This window comes from Agriterribacter sp., from assembly GCF_035497235.1.
Taxonomy (GTDB): Bacteria; Bacteroidota; Bacteroidia; order Chitinophagales; family Chitinophagaceae; genus Agriterribacter.
This window is the reverse complement of record NZ_DATJEB010000037.1, coordinates 15,847-33,827: the sequence shown is the minus strand read 5'-3', so window position 1 is coordinate 33,827 and position 17,981 is coordinate 15,847. Positions and strand designations below refer to the sequence as shown.

The window sequence follows — 17,981 nt, the reverse complement described above, 5'->3', positions numbered from 1 at the left end:
GTGGCAGTGCCTACATTTGGCGTGATTTATATAATTATGAATAACCATCCTTCACCGCTTTTAACCGCTGAATCCATTATCCTTATCAAACAGTATGCCGCAGCGGCAGAACAAATGGAACAACTGCACCCGGAACAACTGAAATTAATTTACGCGCAAAACTGGTTCAACCTTTTTGTGCCTCACGCCATGGGCGGACTTGGCTTGCCACTGCCCCAAGCGGTGTATTTACAGGAACTTTTAGCATATGCGGATGCCAGTACAGGCTGGACCGTTACCCTGTGCAGCGGCGCTAACTGGTTTATCGGTTTTATGGAAGAATCCACTGCCACTTCTTTTTTCTCCGATAAGCAGGTATGCCTTGCCGGTAGTGGTGTGGCTTCGGGGAAAGCCACGCTTACCCAAAACGGCTACATGGTAAATGGCCGCTGGAAATACGCAACGGGCGCCCCTTATGCCACCGCGTTTACGGCTAACTGCATGATTGAAAAAGACGGGGAACCGGTATTGCAGGCCGATGGCTCACCCGTTGTAAAAACATTTATTTTCAGGAAGGAAGAAGTGGAAATACACAACAACTGGAATACCAGCGGCATGAAAGCTACTGCAAGCCATTCTTTCAGTGTAAAAGCATTGCATGTAGCAAAAAACAGGTGCTTTATTATTGAACAGCAACATGCCCGCTTACCGGATGCCGTTTTTTATTTCCCTTTTCAGGCTTTCGCGGAAGTAACGCTAACAGCCAATTATTCCGGCATGGCTTTTCATTTTATAGACGAGTGTAAAATTCTTTTCGAAGAAAGGATCAAACGTCATGGCTATGCCATAAAGGAAGCCTGTGAAATGCTGGAAATATTAGGACGTACAAAAAGTAAGCTGGAAGACGCACGGCAGCTTTTTTATGATGCACTGGAAAAAACATGGAAAGCTGGCTGCGAAGAAAAGCGATGGAGCGCTTCCATGCTTAAAAACCTGGGAGAAACCTGCAGATCAATGGTTAAACTGGCGCGTAATGCAGTGGATGATCTTTATCCTTACTGCGGGATGATTGCGGCAGAACAGGGGTCGGACATTAACCGGGTATGGCGCGATTTTCATACCGCAAGCCTCCACGCCGTGTTTACTTTCGGATGCGGATAAGGGATATTTGAAGTTTATAGTTTGTGGTTTATAGTTTATGAAATGTAAAGTACCAAGAACCAAATGATAAGAACCAAACAAAACTCAAATGCTAAATCCGTGATGTGCTACTCACCACTCACTACTAACATCTCACCATTCACTTGCGGTCTGACCCTTCCTTCATCGCGTACCAACCGCTTCCATTTCCACATTTTCAAATTACCTGTGTAAGCTTCTTAACTTCAGGTATGCCATCAGTTCTTCATACAAATCAGTTTGTATAATATTGGTATGCTGCATTTGCAGTAAGGAATCAAATCCACTGTTTCTTTCCGCCCTTTCCATTTTATCATACCTGCCCAGGGCATTCATCCAAAGCCTTATGCCTTTTCCACGAATTACTCCCATTAATGAATCGGAGTAAAATTTAGCATCGGCATGTATCACCGGAATTTCAATGCCCTGGTTAAATATACCGTCCACATCTTCCCTGCTGTAGGCACGCATCATGAATTGTATTTTTTTATTCATCCTGCGTAAGGCAGGCGCATCCTTATAATCGTACAAAAAAAATAAAGCCTGTTTTTCTATTTTAGTTTTTCTCAGCAATCTGGCTGTTGATTTGGCTGCTCTTTTTCCTTCAGCTTTATAATCAATATCCAGCATTACCTTTCCCTTCACCAACTCCAGCACTTCCTTAAATGTGGGAATTTTTTCTGTAGTAGGTTTACCGTTATGCAAAAGAAAAAGTTGTTGCAGTTCGGCATAGGTCATATTTGCAACAAGTCCTTTACCGGTGGTAGTGCGGTCAACGGTTTTATCGTGCATAATGATCATCACACCGTCTTTGGTTTCCCGGATGTCGGTTTCAATAAAATCCACACCAAGCCGTATCGCCGCTTTCATGGCAGCGATAGAATTTTCAGGGAAATCAGGATGCTCCGCCCTGTGTGCGGCTACCAGCACCCTGTCCGGACGGTTATGAAAATCATACAGGATGCTGTCTAAGGTAGACTGCGCAATGGCAAGTACCGTAATGCATACGATGCCAAGCGATAAGAATATGCGTTTGTAATACATGTTTTTGAAATGGATAAAGGTCAATTCCAACGGTTGTCAGCAGTTAGCTATGAGCAATACAAAGCAGGAGTAAACGAACTTTCCCCTGCACCTTGTAACCTGTAACCCGCACCACCACTGACTACTCACTACTCACTATTCACAGGCTTATCTTCCCCCCGTTACTTCCGTAATAGGTTCCCCGATAGCGCCGCTGGGCATTTGTATATGCAGCAATGCGGCTAATGTAGGAGCTATATCTGTCATGCCCGTTACCCGGTTAGTGTAGCCGGGCTTTATTTTCCATCCCATCCATACCAGCGGAATATGCGCATCGTAAGGATACCATGTGCCATGCGTGGCGCCTTTGATGCTTCCGCCTTTCCAGGTGGGTTGTGGTATTACCATAAAATCACCGCTGCGTTTTACATAATACCCTTTAATGAGCATGGACTTTATATGGTCGGGAATGGGCGCTGTACCCAATGCTTCGCTTTCCAGCACATTGGCAATGCCGGGAACTTTCAGTAAAATTTCTTTTATAGTACGGCCTACGTCACTGCGGCTGATTCCCTTTTTATCAAACGCTTCCCAGTTCATATACAACTGGTAATTGGTAAAGGAAAACACAGGTTTTTCAACGCCGTATTTTTCTTTCAAGCCATCTAACACCGCTTTGGAGAAATCTTTATCCTGGATGGCGCCCGAAGGCATTTTATTTTCCAGATAAAATCCGGGAGACTCTGATACGCCATGATCGGCAGTAATGAAATAGAGATAGTTGCCTTTACCAAACCTTTTATCTAAATAAGTAAAAAAATCGGCGAGCTCCTTATCCAAACGCAGGTAATTATCTTCAATTTCTATAGAATTCGGACCGTAGGTATGTCCAATGGCATCAGGACTGGAAAAGCTTACCGCTAAAAAATCGGTGAACTTTCCACCACCCAAATTATATCCTTCAATAGCCGCTTTGGCAAAATCAAAAGTAAGGGTATTACCATAAGGCGTTGTGCGTACCGCTCCATAATTTTTGCCGGTGAACTGTTTGAGGTTGTGCGGAAAAACAGGTTTCGCCTCTCCGTTAGCTGTACTCTCGTACGATTTATCATCCGCCGTGCTTAAGGTATAGGTATTGATGGGATAAAGTGTGTTCCAGTCATTCTTATAATAATTATCTACAACTTTTTTGTCGTTAAAGCGTTTAGCCCATTCCGGTAGTTCTTTCATGTAATAGGTGCTGGTAACAAAATTTCCATCCTGTCCATTATACCAGAAAGCACCTGTAGCAGCATGCCCGGCAGGTAAAATGGAAGCCCTGTCTTTAATGGCAACACCAACGGTTTTGCTTTGAAAGTTTGATGCTATGCGCAACTGGTCGGTGATAGTAGTTGCGAGGTTGTTATGAGGCGACTGCCCTGTGCCGCCTTCCGCCGATCCTACAAGGTTAACCGACTCGTCATCCACACAGCCAATTTCCTTACCTATAGAACGTTCGTACCAGCCGTTACCTACTATTCCGTGTACAGCAGGCGAAGTTCCGGTATATACAGAAGCATGTCCACAACCCGTAATAGTTGGAGAATAGTCAATCAGTGTATTCTCGCAGGAAAATCCTTCCTTTATCAGCCTTTTAAATCCGCCTTCCGTGTACCGGTTCTGAAAGCGGTATAAATAATCCCAGCGCATCTGGTCTACCATCATACCCACTATTATTTTGGGCTGCTGCGGCGTGGAAGAAGTGCTCTTTGCAGCGGTTTGTGCATGTGCCATACATACAAATAACATCATTACCAAACCGGAGAAGCAGTACTTAAATTTCATCATTAGGTATATTTTATTTTGACAAATACAGTTTTAGCAAACAAATTAACACGATTTAACTAAAAGAACTGCGTTTCCAGATGAGTTCTTTTTTGATTAACCAATCATAAACAATTATTTCAGATTGATAAGCTTATTCTTTTTTCCTTTTCTTTTTACCAGTTCAAAGGCATCAAACAATTCACCTGTTACCGTATACGAACGATACGAAAGCTTCTTTCTATTTATTGTTATTAACTGGTAGAGCTGCAGATGACCACCGCTTTTATCGGCCCATGCGGGCTTATCATCCGCATACATCTTTGATCCGCTCATAGACACCACGTACATGGTGGGCGATGTGCCGCTGTTATAAGGCATAGGAATTTTCTGCATACCCCGTCCATACGCATGATCGTGTCCCTGCAGTACCAGGTCTACCTTATACTTATTAAATATGGGTTGAAAATTTTCCCGCAGGTTTTTATTATCGCGGTTAGCCTTTACCGGATACACCGGGTGATGAAATACCACACATGTCCATTGATTAGGATTATTGGATAAAATATTTTCCAGCCAGTCTATTTGCTTTTGCATTCCCTCACCGCCAAACCAGATGGACTGCGAATTGAGGGAAATAAAACGCACGCCCTGCACATCGGAATAATAACAGGTTTCTTCTAATCCTGCGGGACCATTTTCGGGTAGTGTAAACTGCGGCCGCCATAAAGCGGTTAGTTCGTTCACCCCCTCCGCATTATCAGCATGCTCATGATTGCCCGGCGACATCATGCCGGGTATGGTGCTGTGAATAAAACCTCCCCCGTAAAATAATTCGCCCCATTCATGATCAATACGTCCCCTGTTTACAATATCTCCCGCATACATAATAAGTTTTGCGTCCGGCATTTTGGTATACGCTTCACGAATTACTGCCGGCCAAAAAGTTCTCATACCCTGCTGCACATCTCCCATATAAATAAAGGAAAAAGGCTCACCCGCATTTCCTGCAGTTTTTACATGAAACCATTCGCTCCGGTGGTCGCCATTGCCCACACGGTACATATACCGGGTTCCGGGCTGCAGACTATTAAACACTACTGAATGATAATTGGCTACAATTCCGGTATGCGTTACCGTTTCGGTTTTAGCCTTTACCGTAGTGGCTTTTGCAGCATCGGCCGGGTTAGAAGCGGCAATCGTAATTTCGGCAGTGCCTGAAGTAATGCTATCGTGTGTACGCCAGTTAACCGCCAGGGATGTGGAAGGATCTGCCGTTACATTCAGTACGATCCTGTCTGGATAAGAAGAGGGAGGATAGGGATTAGCCTGCTGTGCCTGCGCTTTTGCGAAAATCAGTATAGCAAAACAACAAGCCAAGTTGTTCCTGAAAATATGGCGATTAATTTTTACCCGCATAATATTGGATGACAAATGATGAATGACGACAGAAAGTTTGAACGATATATTTTTTCCTGTTTATTTCTTTTCAACCAGCCTATTGTTTTTGCCTTTTTGTTTTACCAGGTCAAACGCATCATAAAGTTCCCCGGCAGCCGTGTAAGCTTTGTAATGCAGTGTATTTCCTTCAACCGTTACCAACTGGTAAAGCTGGGTATAGGTAGCCGATACGTCCATCCAGCCACCTTCAAATTTGGATGACATTTTAGAACCGCTTACTGATAATATATAAACGGTTCCAGATTTTTCATCCTTCGTTGCACCCGGTATTTTTTGCATCCCCCGCGCATACGCATGGTCGTGACCCTGCAGCACAATATCCACCTTATATTTATCAAACAACGGTTTAAAGGTATTGCGCATCCGTATATTATCGCGTGTGGGGCGTATAGAATAAAAGGGATGGTGAAACAAAATGGTGGTCCATTGGTTGGGATTATTGCGCAGCAGCGAATCTACCCATACTTTTTGCTTTTGCAGGTCTTCATCCGACTCTTCTACCCTGTAAGAGTTGATGGAAATGAAACGCATGCCCTGCACATCGGCGTAATAACATGATTCCTTTAAACCTTCCGGCCCGTTTTCGGGAAGTGAGAATTGCGGGCGCCAGAAAGCCGAAAGCGTATCTCCGGTGCGGGCATATTCATGATTTCCGGGTGAATGCATACCAGGTATCATGCTGTGTATAAAACTCCCGCCATAAAACAGTTCTCCCCATTCTAAATCGCTGTTTCCGCGGTTTACAATATCACCCGCATATAAAATTAAATTGGCATCAGGCATTTTAGTATATGCATCCCTTATTACCCTTGGCCACAATGTTTTTATTCCGGACTGCACATCACCCAAATAAATAAACGAAAGTTTATCTCCGGATTTTCCCGCCGTTTTGGTATGAAACCATTCACTCCAGTGAGCACCCTGCCCAACCCTGTACATGTATAATGTTTTAGGAATAAGACCAGACACGGTAACCGAATGATAGTTGGCAGCAATATCTTCAAATTGAAACGCTTCGCTTTTTGCCTGCTTCCGCAATGCTTTGTCAACAGCACGGGGATCGGCTGTAACGGGCATAATTTCCAGGAAACCTTCTCTAACAGTATCGCATGTGCGCCAGTTTACGGCTATTGATGTAGACGGATCCCGGGTAACATTCAGCACAATCCTGTCCGGGTTGGGAGCGGGAGGAAAAGGGTTTACCGTTGATGTTTGCGCCTGCACCGCCATGCAAAAAACAACGCATAAGCTAACAAAGCCGGCACACCGGTAACCTTTCTCTTTCCTGTTGTTCATTCCAGTCATGCAAATAATGGTATTGGTTTATGATCAGTCCTTCATCTCTTTTATTTCTTCAGCTATTGGATGATCGGCCTGGTAGCGCAGTTCCAGCAGGGAGGCAATGGTTTGTGCGGATTGTTTCTGATACAATTGCATAACTGTTTTTACTTCTCCTTTGGCTGGTATGCCGGGTCCCATCACCGCTATCCACATCTCATGCGAATCCGCAACGCCTCCGCTGCCATGTCCAGTCCACTGATCTTTATTAATATCGCCCCGGCCATGATCCGTTGTAATAAAAAGCGCGGTTTTGTTCCTGTACTCCGGTGTACGCTGCACATATTCCCATATCTCCTTTATCCATGTATCTACCTGCCTGGCGGCGTCTAAGTAATCTTTGTATCGGCCTGCATGCGCCCATTCATCGGTTTCACCATAGCCTATAAAAAGCACACGCGGCTTTTTCTCCTTCAGGTATTCCGTAGCCGCATAATGGGTAAACACATCAAGACATTCTCCTTCGCCAAAAGGTTTATAGGAGTTTTTAAGCATGGCATTAATCAGCTCTTCTTTGGGTGTTGGATGACCACCACCGGCAGAACTGAAAGCCGACACTACCGGGAACCCGCAACGTTCCTTATTAAGAATACGGTCAAAGGCTCCCCATGCGCCATAAGCCGCTACCCTGCCTTTAAATCCTCCCTGCCGGTTAATGTATTCCAGCACGGTGGTATGCGGGTTGGGCTTATACTCATTGGAATTAATAGCGGTATCGGGGTAGCCCGTAAAAATTTCATTATATCCGGGATAAGAGAACCAGTAAGGGTTGGCAACATCTACCTTATTGCCGTAAGCGCGGTTGCCGTAGAGCTGCCCTTTTTGCGCAATACTATCCCAGAAAAAAGGTAACAGCTTTTTCCTCCGCTCCGTTTCATTTGCGGCCCAATAATTTTCAAATATTCTTGCACTGTCTCCGCGCCCCTGGTTAAACCGGCCATTAGCGGCAATAAGGCTGTCCATACCTTTGTACAATTCCTGCCAGCGTAAACCATCGGTGGTGATAACGATTACGTTTTCAATTTTACCTTCTGCATTGTGTATAGTATTGCCGGCACAGCCATAAAGAACAGCCCATACTGCCAGCAGCATTATTTTATTCATACAGTTATTTTTATTTTGCGGGATAATATTTTTCAAGCCATAAAAAAGTTTTGGTAAATACATCAACGGCCGATGCAGGGCCAACACCATGCTTTTCACCGGGGTAAATTTCCAGTTGGGCCGGTATTCCCAACGCCTGTAATTTTTGATACAGGTTCTGTGCCTGGCTCACATTTACTAAAGGATCTTCCCCGCCATGAAACAAAATGGTAGGCGTCCCTGTTTCTTTAGTGAGCCGGTAAGCAGGGCTGGCATCTTTGGCTACCTGCGCATTTTCATCTTTTTCACCCAGAAAATTAATAACGGTTTTATCTGCGTTGCTGCCATCGGGGCGTACCGATTTGTCGGTAAAATCTGTTGGTCCCCACAGGTCAATTACCGTCTTCACCTGTTTCGCGTTATCATATCCGTAAGCGTACAGCATGGCCAAATGAGCGCCGGCGCTGCCGCCCATCAACGCGTATTCATTGCCGTTATATTTATATTTGGCCGCGTTTTTAGCAATAAACTCCAGCGCTTTCTGCACATCTTCTATCTGCGCAGGAAAACGATCCTGCCCGTCTTTCACCAACCGGTAGTTCATGGAAACAACCAGGTAACCACGTTTACCCACCAGTTCTTCAATCAATTGTTTGGGAAACTCCTCTTTATCGCCACCGGTCCAGCCGCCGCCATGTATATATACTATTACCCTGGCATTGGGCTGCATATCCTTCGGAAAATAAGCGTCAAACCTATTTTCATCGCCGGGCGCCTGGCCATATTTTATGTTTTTGAGCTCCCTGTAGGTTTTTTTCTTGTACTTCGTGTAAGGATCTTCTTTAGCCAAATCTTTTCCCAGTCCGTTGCGTAAGCCGCTTTTGTTTAAATAAGCGATCAACGCTTCGGGATGGTCGGTCTGGATGCCCTGTATACCTCTTTGCAGCGCCTGGTTCCAGTCATCGGCGCCTTCATGATCGCTTTGTACATCTAACCATACCGCTACCCCGTTATCATTCGCCGTTGCCACCATTTCCTTGTCGTAGATATTATCTACCACTTCAATGGTTCCCTGTTCCAGGAAAAAGGTTAGCTGCTCTTTATTTTTCACCTCTTCCAAAACGCTGGTAATTAAAGGCATACCCGGCGCCGTTTTTCTCCACTCCCTGTACTGTGGTATTTTATTTACATATACCACTACCTGCTTTTCCATGCCGGCTTCCTGTATCTGCCTGTATGTTTCCGTTACACCGGCATCTTTAAAATCGAGATAGATATTGATCTTGCCTTTGGCTGCCTTCAGCACTGCGCTGAAAGTGGGAATGCGGTATGTTTTTTTAGTGGGATTGTTTTTATCCGCTACTTTCAGTTGTTGTAATTCCGCCAGCGTAAGGTCTTTAATATTACCCGTACCATTGGTCATACGGTTAACCGTACCATCATGATGAATAACCAGGTACCCGTCTTTAGTGGTACGCAGGTCAATCTCCACGTAATCGGCGCCACTTTTAATAGCCGCTTTTACAGACTCAAGCGTATTTTCAGGTACTTTAACATGGTTACCCCGGTGGGCAATTACAGCCAGCTTATACTTTGTTTCAGGGAGCGGCGCTTTTTCCTGCGAAAAAACAAAGCAAGCGGAGAGCAATAAAAATAATATAAGGGATATCCTTCTCATAAAGGGGTTTTATTTTTCTTTTATTTGTTCAATAGCCGGCGCCACGGAATATGCGGCAGTAAATATTTTTACCGGCAGGAACGCGATGGGTTGGACTATAATATTTCCAATTGTATTTTGAGCGGAGCCCGGAAACCGCTGCTGCAATGCCAGGGTGCAACAGGATATAATCTTAATTCTCATTATTTACTTTTTAGGGAGGCTAAAAGTAAAAATACATACTCATATTTTGAAGGAAAAAATACATTGTTGAGTAACTACTAATGATAGATCGAATACTCCTTCTTTCACCGCTCTCTTTTCACCTCTGTCCGTTCTGCTTATAGCTGACTGCTTCCGCCGGATTGGCTTTTTTTTATCTGGAGTTTATAGTCAGAACAAGATTTCCCTGATACCGGATACATTTCAAATTGTTGTATTTATGCAGGCAGTGAAGACACTGCCCACGGCGGATGCCCCGGTTGGAGAGACACCAACCGGCAACGATTTGAAATACACCCCTGCCACCTGTTCCTCCCAATATATTATCTTCATACCTCATTATCAATTGCCGCTATATGAATAAATTGTTGTTCTTTCTGGCTTTTGCCGCTTTTATGGCCTGCAAGGATAAAATGCCTGCCCTGCAATCCATTGGATCCATTCAAAGCCTTGATCCTTCATTAGAAAAAATCATAGACACAACAGCGCCTGTTGAAATTATTGCTGAAGGATTCAAGTGGACAGAAGGCCCTTTATGGTTGGAAAATGAAAAGATGCTCCTGTTCTCTGATATTCCTCCCAACAAAATATTCAAATGGACGGAAGCCAAAGGCGCTGAATTATACCTCACACCTTCGGGCTACACCGGCGCCATTCCACGAACAGGCGAGCCGGGTTCCAATGCCCTGCTGCTGAACAGGGAAAGTAAATTAGTACTGTGCCAGCATGGCGACCGGCGGATGGCTATGATGAATGCGCCGTTGAATGCACCACAGCCTGTATTTACTTCGCTGGCGGATCATTACCAGGGAAAGCGTTTCAACAGTCCTAATGACGCGGTATTCAGGAGCAATGGCGATCTTTTTTTTACCGACCCGGCATACGGCCTGGAAAAAGCAATGGATGACCCTGCTAAGGAAATTCCGTTCCAGGGCGTGTACAAAGTAAACAGCCGGGGAGAAGTGCGCTTACTAACCGATGCCATTACCCGCCCTAACGGGATTGCTTTTATCAACAATGAAAAAACGCTTATTGTAGCCAACTCCGACCCACAGAAGCCCGTGTGGTATATGTTTGACATAGATGGTAACGACAGCCTGCATAATGAAAGATTACTGTTTGACGCAACGGAAGCATCAAAAAAAGAGCAGGGCATGCCGGACGGACTGAAGGTTGACGGGCAGGGAAATGTTTTTGCAACCGGGCCGGGCGGAGTATGGATATTCAATGCGTTGGGGAAACTGGCAGGAAAGATATCGGTTCCGCAACCATGCAGCAATGTAGCGCTGGCCGAGGGCGGCAAAACGCTGTATATTACGGCAAACATGTATGTGCTGAGGGTACGGATGAGGAAATAAGTTCAGGACATGCTATTTGCAAAGTGTGGTTGCTCCAGAAGTGAACCGAGCTGCGCCTCTGCATCAATTCAGCACAGGGGTTTCATGGCTTCCCACAATGGCTTTTTATGCAGACCCCGGCGCGACACAATAAAAAGACAACCAATGCAATGGGTAATACGATTTTGTACACGGCTTTCCTATTAGTAAGCATCAGGTGAATATTAAATTGTATGGACAGCAGCCGCCATAAAAGATTTAGCCGGCTGGTGCGCAGGCAGCTATTTTAGCAACATGTAAATTCCCTGAATTATTATTCCGGTATTTGTCTGGCGGATACATTTCCGGATGAGCAGCAAGCCTGCGGGTTGAGGTTAAAATATCCGTCATCACTTTCTCTGCGTTTTGATAAGAGTCCAGCAAAATATAACGATATGCTTTTTCCAGTTGGTGTTGTGGCCGGGGAGACCATCTTACTTCCCTTACCATTTAGCTGCCCATTTTTCCATTTCGTTCTTGTAATATAGTTGCCTGCCTCCACTTCTGTCAATGCTTCATCTATCTCTTTGCTATACTGCTCCATACTGATACGATCAGTAGCTTCATTGTGTCGTTGTAAAACAGAACCGTTTGTGATTTATATTGCTCTACATTGCTTTGTCACATGAATACAAAACTCATTTTCTGGAGCATCGTAATTGCTTTGGGCGGATTGTTGTTTGGCATGGATGTAGCGGTTATTTCCGGTGCAGAACAGCAGATACAGGAAATATGGCATCTTAGTGATGTGCTTCATGGTCAGGCTCTCACCTCTGCATTATACGGTGCTATTACAGGTGCATTATTGAGTGGTATTCCGGCAGGAAAATATGGCAGAAAAAAGTGCTGTTTTGGATTGGAATCGTTTTTTTTATTTCGGCATTAGGCGGCGTAGCAGCCGCTTTTCATTTTCATTATCCCGGTGCTTTCATTGTACCCGTATTGCTTTTCATTTTTATTGCATCGCATGCTATCGGGCAGGGTGCTGCTATTCGGGTATTCATTTCCGAGATATTCCTGTTTTTTATGTTCATGATGGTGCTGCAACTGCTGTGGGTGATTTTTGAAATGATAGAAACAAAAGGTGTGTTATTAGAAGCGATGGAAAGAAAGCTGAGCAAAAAAACAGGTAAGTTTTTTGTTTCCGGCTCCGGCCATCGGTGCTTTATTAACAGAGATATTACAATCAATATTCATCCTGGTTAAATAAAAAATCTGCCTGCGTGGGATAATCCGGCCAAATTTCTTCCATTGATTCATATACGTAAGAATCGTCTTCACTTTCCAGTGTCTGAATATTCTCTATCACTTCCACAGGAGAGCCGGAACGGATCGTATAATCTATTAATTCATCTTTTGTTGCCGGCCAGGGCGCATCGTCAAGGTGCCTTGCTAATTCTAATGTCCAGTACATAAAATTTATTTGAGGACGCGAAGATAACCTATTTGTTGCGATGGGGCTTCACAGCTATTGCGTATGGGGTAAAACCCCGCTGAATGTTCAATATATACCGTAAACAACAGCTCAGCGCGGGGTTTCATAGCTGCCCGCAATGGCTTTTGATGAAGGCTGCTGTGCAACTTACAGTATTCATCTCTTTTGTTGTTGCTTTAGTGTTATTGCATCCACAAGAGCAACTGCTCATACAATCGGCAACGAGTCCGAAAAGATTATTAAAATTACGAAATGAGGGTCTTTAGGACGGTGAAGATCATTTCGCTCAAAGGAAGCGGAAATAACATTTATGGCCGGAAGCAGCGTTTCGTAAAAAAGCGCAAAAATGAAAGTAGTGTAATTTCTATTTGGGTTCAGTAAATAAATACAGCACCAGTAACAATGAGGGCTTTTTAGATTCATTTATCGGAACATGGGGAATATTGCCGTCAAAAAATAAGGAATCGCCTTGCGTCATTTTAAAATATTTATCCTCCAGAAAATATTTCACTGAGCCCTTAATAAGGTAGATATATTCGAAGCCTGCGGTGGTAACAAGGGGGCGTTTGGCATTTGGACTAAGTTCGAGTAAGGATAACTGAAAAGATTGTACGCTCACTACATGTTCGAGTATTGAATAATAATCGAAGCCACTGGCGTTTTCCTCTTTTACATAAGATGCGTAATCAGCCTTTGGAATAAAAATATATCCCGGGAATTTGGTTTCATTATTCAACTCCGAGAAGAAAACCTCCGGCGAAACATCCAGCTTATTTATAATAGCAAATAATGTGGGTATTGTTGGGATCATTCGTCCATTTTCAATCTTTGATAACATTGCCGAACTAATATTAGCTTCCGCGGCCAGCTCTAACAATTTGAGATCCTTTTCTTTGCGATGTTTTCTTATACGGTCACCTATTTTATAATAAATCAGGTTTTCTTTTGAGACAGTTTTACGCATTGCTCTAATATTATGGCGCAAAACTATAACTATTTCTTAATAGGAAATTTTTATTTAATATTTTTCTTGGATATGTCACTTTAAGAAATATATTTGCTAATATGAAAATTAATTTCTTATAAAGAAATATTGATTGTCGATGAAAAAAGGTAGACTGATAATCTTTCATGGAGTGGGGCAGCCCCTGGAAATGCAAAATCGCAACCTTCGAAATGTACAAAAAGGTGAAATTCTTGTCCGCAATATTTATACTACCATTTGCGGAAGCGATCTTCATACTTATGCAGGCGTCCGGAAGGAAAAATGTCCAACGGTACTTGGGCATGAAATAGTTGGGGAAATCGAAATGATAGAAAGCAGCCATAGCCACCAGGATTACCAGGGCCGGCAATTGAATATTGGGGATATTATTACCTGGACAATTTTTGCAAGTGATCCGCTTTCTTCGAATGCACTTGACGGCATGCCGCAAAAGGGAGATAATCTTTTTAAATATGGACACGGATTGGTTGACGGGAACGATGATTTCCACGGTGGGTTGGGTGAATATTGTTTTATAAAAAAGGGATCATGTATATTAAAGATTCCTGCCGCATTGCCTTTACCCATTGCCGCCACTATTAATTGTGCCATTGCCACTGTGGCCGGTGCTATCCGGCTTGCCGGAAATTTGAAAAATAAGAACATTGCCATTTTTGGTATGGGAACACTCGGTGTTACTTGTGCAGCAATGTGTAAAGATGCCGGGGCAGCGTGGGTAGGCGCCGCAGATATTGAGCATAAAAGAATACAGGATGCACTTTTGTTCGGAGCCGATGAGGCCGTTAACATTAAGGATGAACAAACAATCCTTGCCGGAAAATTCAACTCAAATTTTTTTACGAAGAGCATAGATGTAGTATTTGACATGAGCGGTTCTCCGGATGCTATGGAAAACGGCTTGTCTATGCTTGCTGTTGGAGGAGTAGCGGTTTGGGTAGGAGCGGTATTCAGCAGTCGCAAATTGCAAATTGATGCAGAAGTAATTATTCGCAATCTGCTAACGATTAAAGGCCTTCACAATTATAATTACGAAGATTTTAATTATGCGCTGGATTTTCTAAACCGCAACTGGCAGCGGTATCCTTTTGACCGTGTTGTGGAAAAGGAATTTACACTGGATACCGCTACTGAGGCATTTGATTACGCCTTAGCGCACAAGCCCCTCAGAGTTGGAATTAAAATATAACCCTACCATTATAACTATTACTGCCATGACCCATATAAACAGTTTCAGAAAGCAACAGTGGATAATGTTGTTAATAACCATGTTTTGTTACCTGTTTTATTATACGGGCAGGCACAATTTTGGCTGGGCAGCCAGCGGAATGTCCGCTGAGCTTGGTATTTCTTACACTACTGTGGGCTGGATCAGTTTTTTCATGCTGATGGGTTACGCAGTTGGGCAGTTGATCAACGGTAACCTGGCAGATTATGTTGGAGCACGCAGCATGATCTTCATGGGTGCACTGCTGTCCGTTGGGGCCAATATTGCAATTAGTTTTACGACCGAAGTACTTCCTGTTTTTATACTATGGGCTTTGAACGGATATTTTCAATCAATGGCGTGGGCGCCTGGAAGCCGGATTATTACAAACTGGTGGAAACCTGGGGAAAGAGGAAAGGCTTTTGGATTTTATACAATGGCCGCGGGTTTTTCCTCCGTGCTGACCTATTTGATATCCATTTTTTTACTGCAGAAAGATATATCATGGCGTTACCTGTTCAGATTGCCTGTACTGTCATTACTGGCAGCATCTGTTATCTTTTATCTTGTTATCCGTAATAAGCCTTCAGATAAAGGATTTAAGGATATGCATAACGGAGAAAATGATTTGGAACCCACCACCTGGAGACAGCGGTATAAATTTGTTTTTAAAAATAAGCGCTTTTTGATTGCTTCCCTGGCCATAGGTTTTCAAAGTATGGCCAGGTATGGTCTTATTTTTTGGGTGCCTGTTCACTTTTTAGGGCAAAATTGGAAAGATGCTCCACAAAATTTATGGGCCACCTTTTTAATGCCTGTAGGAATGGCCCTTGGAGCCTTGACTTTCGGAACGCTTTCGGATAGTGTTTTTAAAGGCGACCGCCCCCGTTCAATAGCCACAGGTATGATGATTAGCGCAGCGATTTCATTACTTATTTTTTTTACGCATAGCAATAACATACGCTGGGATGGATTTCTGATGTTTTGTGCAGGGTTTTTTATTTACGGCGTGCAGGCAAACTTCTGGCCGATGAGTCCGGAACTGTTAGGAGAGAAATATGTAGGAACGGGAGTTGGCATAATGAACATGAGTGCCTATTTATTTGCCGCCATCGGAGAGCCGGTACTCGGTAAAATTATTGATGTAACCGGTGATACCGCTTTTGTTTTTCTGGCGGTTGCTGTTATATCAGTAACCTGTACCTGCATAATTTCATTTTGCAGGTACAATGTTGAAAAACCAATATTGTCTGTAGTAAAAGTTCAATCAGCGCGATAATAGTTTTAGGATCAAAGCCTATTTTTTTTGTTATGCTCAATTTGTGATTGGTTATGATTGTTATTGAATGTTCACATAATGAGAATCTGCATTTGAAAAAATTGTCACAGGGCGATGAAGACGCCTTTCGCTTCCTGTATGATAAGTACCATAAAGGAATTTATTACCTGGCTGTTAAACTTTTAAAATCGGATTCAATTGCCGAGGATGTATTACAGGAAGTGTATTCGATTATTTGGATGAACAGGCTGAAAATGGCTACTGTTGTAAATTTTCGCAAGTACATTAATACAGTCGCAATCAATCACATTCACAATCTGCTTAAGCGGAGAGCTTTTGCTAATGATTTTATCAGGGAAGAATTACTGGAACGGCGGCAATTTAAAAGCAATGGAATGGATGTTGTAGACAGTCGTGAAATGCAGTCATTGCTGGCTGAAGCTATCCTCCGGTTGGCTCCGCAGCAAAGAAGGGTGTTTGAATTGAGTCGTATATATGGATTTAAACATGACGAAATTGCCCTCCAATTGAATATCTCAAAAGAAACCGTAAAAAAGCACTGTATGCGAGCAGTGCAGGTTATTAAAAACGCCCTTCTTAAAAGCGGAATCTATCCCGTTTATCTTTTTTTCCTGTTTCTCATATAAAAAATAATTCCAACTACCCCTCAATTGCATTTCAATTGTCCCTTTGATCAGGGATTCAATTTAATTGATGTTTCCATTTTTTATTTATGTACATAACCCCGTCCAGGATAAAATATTTACTCAGGCAATATATGAATGATAATTGCACCGGAGAGGAAGTGAATGAATTGATGGAAGCAATACGTCTGGGATGTCATGATGATATTGTAGTGGAATTTATGGAAGAAAACATTTTGCATCTCGAGAATGATGGTCAGCCCGACTTACCCGATGAAAAGGCAATGGTGATTTATAAAAAACTTCTTCCTTTATCGCGTCCTGCTTGTTTTCTTGTCAAACCTTCATACTGGAAAAGAATTGCTGCAGCGGCTTCTGTCATTATAGGGCTTGGCCTATATGCATATCTTTTTTCCGGTGGGGAAAATAAAAACGCAGTTCTCTCTTCTGTGATACCGAAAATTGTTGAAACGGATGTGGCGCCCGGCACAGATGGCGCTATGCTGACGCTTGCTGATGGTAGCCACATATTCCTGGACAGTTCAAATAATGGAATAACTGTGGCACAGGGCGCCACGGTTATAAAGAATCTGAACGGTTCCATTATTTACACTGCAAAAGATTCCGGTTCAGCAGTCATGTACAACACGATGACCACCCCCAAAGCCAGGACTTTCCAACTCACGCTTGCAGATGGTAGTCGCGTGTGGCTCAATGCAGAAAGCTCAATTACTTATCCTACCCATTTTCCTGGTAAAGAACGATGCGTTATCATTAGCGGTGAAGCTTACTTTGAGATTGCCGGCGATCCGGAGCGGAAATTTATTGTGCGTGCTGGAGATATTACTACAGAGGTATTGGGTACCCATTTTAATATCAACACCTATAAAGAGGAATCATTACAAAAAGTAACGCTTTTGGAAGGCAGCGTAAAAATTACCGCTGGCGCCTCTGATCTGGTAATCACGCCGGGAACACAGGCCGTTTTTTCGCAGGGAAAGTTGAAGGTCAACAATAGCGTTGACGTTGAACAGGTTGTTGCCTGGAAAAATGGAGCATTTACATTCAGGCAAACTGATATCGGAGAAGTACTTCGGCAACTGTCGCGCTGGTATGATGTGGAGATCATTTATCCTGATGGAATTTTTCATAAACTGGTAAGTGGTTCCATGGGCCGCGATCTCAACCTGACTGAGGTTATGCAGGTTTTGAAGGGACTGGGGGTGAAAAGCAAAATTGAAGAGGGAAAATTATACGTATCTCAATATTAAAATACCAGAAGTGGGTCAAGC

At 43.4% G+C, this 17,981-nt stretch carries 18 protein-coding genes; 8 read left to right on the top strand and 10 right to left on the bottom strand.

The window, feature by feature from the left end; all coding sequences use genetic code 11:
- Positions 1-36: 36 nt before the first annotated feature.
- Positions 37-1,140, top strand: a complete 1,104-nt coding sequence (locus VL121_RS11960; protein ID WP_325405551.1) for an acyl-CoA dehydrogenase family protein — start codon at positions 37-39, stop codon at positions 1,138-1,140.
- Between the two features lie 201 nt (positions 1,141-1,341).
- Here the strand turns inward: VL121_RS11960 and VL121_RS11955 are convergent, their stop codons facing one another.
- The 7 genes from VL121_RS11955 to VL121_RS11925 form a co-directional block, all read right to left on the bottom strand.
- A complete protein-coding gene (locus VL121_RS11955) occupies positions 1,342-2,202 on the bottom strand; it encodes a glycerophosphodiester phosphodiesterase family protein (RefSeq protein ID WP_325405549.1) in 861 nt (286 codons plus the stop codon).
- A gap of 147 nt (positions 2,203-2,349) precedes the next feature.
- Positions 2,350-4,008, bottom strand: a complete 1,659-nt coding sequence (pafA, locus tag VL121_RS11950; RefSeq protein WP_325405547.1) for an alkaline phosphatase PafA — start codon at positions 4,006-4,008, stop codon at positions 2,350-2,352.
- A gap of 111 nt (positions 4,009-4,119) precedes the next feature.
- Positions 4,120-5,403, bottom strand: coding sequence for a purple acid phosphatase family protein (locus tag VL121_RS11945; protein ID WP_325405545.1), 1,284 nt, complete (start codon positions 5,401-5,403; stop codon positions 4,120-4,122).
- Between the two features lie 60 nt (positions 5,404-5,463).
- The gene (locus VL121_RS11940) at positions 5,464-6,750 is read right to left on the bottom strand and encodes a purple acid phosphatase family protein (RefSeq protein ID WP_325405543.1); all 1,287 of its coding nucleotides are present in this window, start codon (positions 6,748-6,750) and stop codon (positions 5,464-5,466) included.
- A 24-nt stretch (positions 6,751-6,774) separates the two neighbouring features.
- The gene (locus VL121_RS11935) at positions 6,775-7,887 is read right to left on the bottom strand and encodes an alkaline phosphatase family protein (RefSeq protein WP_325405541.1); all 1,113 of its coding nucleotides are present in this window, start codon (positions 7,885-7,887) and stop codon (positions 6,775-6,777) included.
- Between the two features lie 10 nt (positions 7,888-7,897).
- Positions 7,898-9,544 carry a glycerophosphodiester phosphodiesterase family protein gene (locus tag VL121_RS11930; protein ID WP_325405539.1) on the bottom strand — a complete coding sequence of 549 codons (1,647 nt, stop codon included), beginning with the start codon at positions 9,542-9,544 and terminating at the stop codon, positions 7,898-7,900.
- A 9-nt stretch (positions 9,545-9,553) separates the two neighbouring features.
- A complete protein-coding gene (locus VL121_RS11925) occupies positions 9,554-9,727 on the bottom strand; it encodes a hypothetical protein (protein WP_325405537.1) in 174 nt (57 codons plus the stop codon).
- Between the two features lie 374 nt (positions 9,728-10,101).
- Between VL121_RS11925 and VL121_RS11920 the strand changes: the two genes are divergently transcribed.
- Entirely contained in the window at positions 10,102-11,103 is a 1,002-nt protein-coding gene (locus VL121_RS11920; RefSeq protein WP_325405535.1) for an SMP-30/gluconolactonase/LRE family protein, read from the top strand.
- A 237-nt stretch (positions 11,104-11,340) separates the two neighbouring features.
- Here the strand turns inward: VL121_RS11920 and VL121_RS11915 are convergent, their stop codons facing one another.
- Positions 11,341-11,571, bottom strand: coding sequence for a type II toxin-antitoxin system RelE/ParE family toxin (locus tag VL121_RS11915; protein WP_414635415.1), 231 nt, complete (start codon positions 11,569-11,571; stop codon positions 11,341-11,343).
- A gap of 175 nt (positions 11,572-11,746) precedes the next feature.
- On the opposite strand from VL121_RS11915, the gene VL121_RS11910 reads away from it, so the two are divergent.
- Positions 11,747-12,007: an MFS transporter gene (locus VL121_RS11910; RefSeq protein WP_325405531.1), complete on the top strand. Its 261-nt coding sequence runs from the start codon at positions 11,747-11,749 to the stop codon at positions 12,005-12,007.
- Positions 11,965-12,327 carry a hypothetical protein gene (locus VL121_RS11905; RefSeq protein ID WP_325405529.1) on the top strand — a complete coding sequence of 121 codons (363 nt, stop codon included), beginning with the start codon at positions 11,965-11,967 and terminating at the stop codon, positions 12,325-12,327. The genes VL121_RS11910 and VL121_RS11905 overlap by 43 nt, the downstream gene beginning before the upstream one ends.
- Here the strand turns inward: VL121_RS11905 and VL121_RS11900 are convergent.
- Both VL121_RS11900 and VL121_RS11895 read right to left on the bottom strand, forming a co-directional pair.
- Complete coding sequence (locus VL121_RS11900; protein WP_324554678.1) at positions 12,308-12,535, bottom strand: DUF2795 domain-containing protein; 228 nt, start codon at positions 12,533-12,535, stop codon at positions 12,308-12,310. The genes VL121_RS11905 and VL121_RS11900 overlap by 20 nt on opposite strands.
- A gap of 385 nt (positions 12,536-12,920) precedes the next feature.
- A complete protein-coding gene (locus tag VL121_RS11895) occupies positions 12,921-13,520 on the bottom strand; it encodes a helix-turn-helix domain-containing protein (RefSeq protein WP_325405527.1) in 600 nt (199 codons plus the stop codon).
- A gap of 139 nt (positions 13,521-13,659) precedes the next feature.
- On the opposite strand from VL121_RS11895, the gene VL121_RS11890 reads away from it, so the two are divergent.
- The 4 genes from VL121_RS11890 to VL121_RS11875 all read left to right on the top strand — a co-directional run bounded on the left by VL121_RS11890 (position 13,660) and on the right by VL121_RS11875 (position 17,960).
- Positions 13,660-14,748 carry a zinc-binding dehydrogenase gene (locus tag VL121_RS11890; protein ID WP_325405525.1) on the top strand — a complete coding sequence of 363 codons (1,089 nt, stop codon included), beginning with the start codon at positions 13,660-13,662 and terminating at the stop codon, positions 14,746-14,748.
- Between the two features lie 25 nt (positions 14,749-14,773).
- Entirely contained in the window at positions 14,774-16,045 is a 1,272-nt protein-coding gene (locus VL121_RS11885) for an MFS transporter (RefSeq protein ID WP_325405523.1), read from the top strand.
- Positions 16,046-16,137: 92 nt separating this feature from the next.
- Entirely contained in the window at positions 16,138-16,692 is a 555-nt protein-coding gene (locus VL121_RS11880; protein ID WP_325405521.1) for an RNA polymerase sigma factor, read from the top strand.
- A 131-nt stretch (positions 16,693-16,823) separates the two neighbouring features.
- On the top strand, positions 16,824-17,960 hold the full coding sequence (locus VL121_RS11875) for a FecR family protein (protein WP_325405519.1): 1,137 nt from the start codon (positions 16,824-16,826) through the stop codon (positions 17,958-17,960).
- Positions 17,961-17,981 lie beyond the last annotated feature (21 nt).

Bases quoted from the DNA above. Each gene is read 5' to 3' on its own strand.
- VL121_RS11960 (WP_325405551.1), top strand. From the start codon at position 37: ATGAATAACCATCCTTCACCGCTTTTAACCGCTGAATCCATTATCCTT.
- VL121_RS11935 (WP_325405541.1), bottom strand. From the start codon at position 7,887: ATGAATAAAATAATGCTGCTGGCAGTATGGGCTGTTCTTTATGGCTGT.
- VL121_RS11955 (WP_325405549.1), bottom strand. From the start codon at position 2,202: ATGTATTACAAACGCATATTCTTATCGCTTGGCATCGTATGCATTACG.
- VL121_RS11920 (WP_325405535.1), top strand. From the start codon at position 10,102: ATGAATAAATTGTTGTTCTTTCTGGCTTTTGCCGCTTTTATGGCCTGC.
- VL121_RS11875 (WP_325405519.1), top strand. From the start codon at position 16,824: ATGAATGATAATTGCACCGGAGAGGAAGTGAATGAATTGATGGAAGCA.
- VL121_RS11885 (WP_325405523.1), top strand. From the start codon at position 14,774: ATGACCCATATAAACAGTTTCAGAAAGCAACAGTGGATAATGTTGTTA.
- VL121_RS11940 (WP_325405543.1), bottom strand. From the start codon at position 6,750: ATGACTGGAATGAACAACAGGAAAGAGAAAGGTTACCGGTGTGCCGGC.
- VL121_RS11915 (WP_414635415.1), bottom strand. From the start codon at position 11,571: ATGGTAAGGGAAGTAAGATGGTCTCCCCGGCCACAACACCAACTGGAA.
- VL121_RS11890 (WP_325405525.1), top strand. From the start codon at position 13,660: ATGAAAAAAGGTAGACTGATAATCTTTCATGGAGTGGGGCAGCCCCTG.
- VL121_RS11945 (WP_325405545.1), bottom strand. From the start codon at position 5,403: ATGCGGGTAAAAATTAATCGCCATATTTTCAGGAACAACTTGGCTTGT.
- pafA (WP_325405547.1), bottom strand. From the start codon at position 4,008: ATGATGAAATTTAAGTACTGCTTCTCCGGTTTGGTAATGATGTTATTT.
- VL121_RS11910 (WP_325405531.1), top strand. From the start codon at position 11,747: ATGAATACAAAACTCATTTTCTGGAGCATCGTAATTGCTTTGGGCGGA.
- VL121_RS11925 (WP_325405537.1), bottom strand. From the start codon at position 9,727: ATGAGAATTAAGATTATATCCTGTTGCACCCTGGCATTGCAGCAGCGG.
- VL121_RS11895 (WP_325405527.1), bottom strand. From the start codon at position 13,520: ATGCGTAAAACTGTCTCAAAAGAAAACCTGATTTATTATAAAATAGGT.
- VL121_RS11900 (WP_324554678.1), bottom strand. From the start codon at position 12,535: ATGTACTGGACATTAGAATTAGCAAGGCACCTTGACGATGCGCCCTGG.
- VL121_RS11930 (WP_325405539.1), bottom strand. From the start codon at position 9,544: ATGAGAAGGATATCCCTTATATTATTTTTATTGCTCTCCGCTTGCTTT.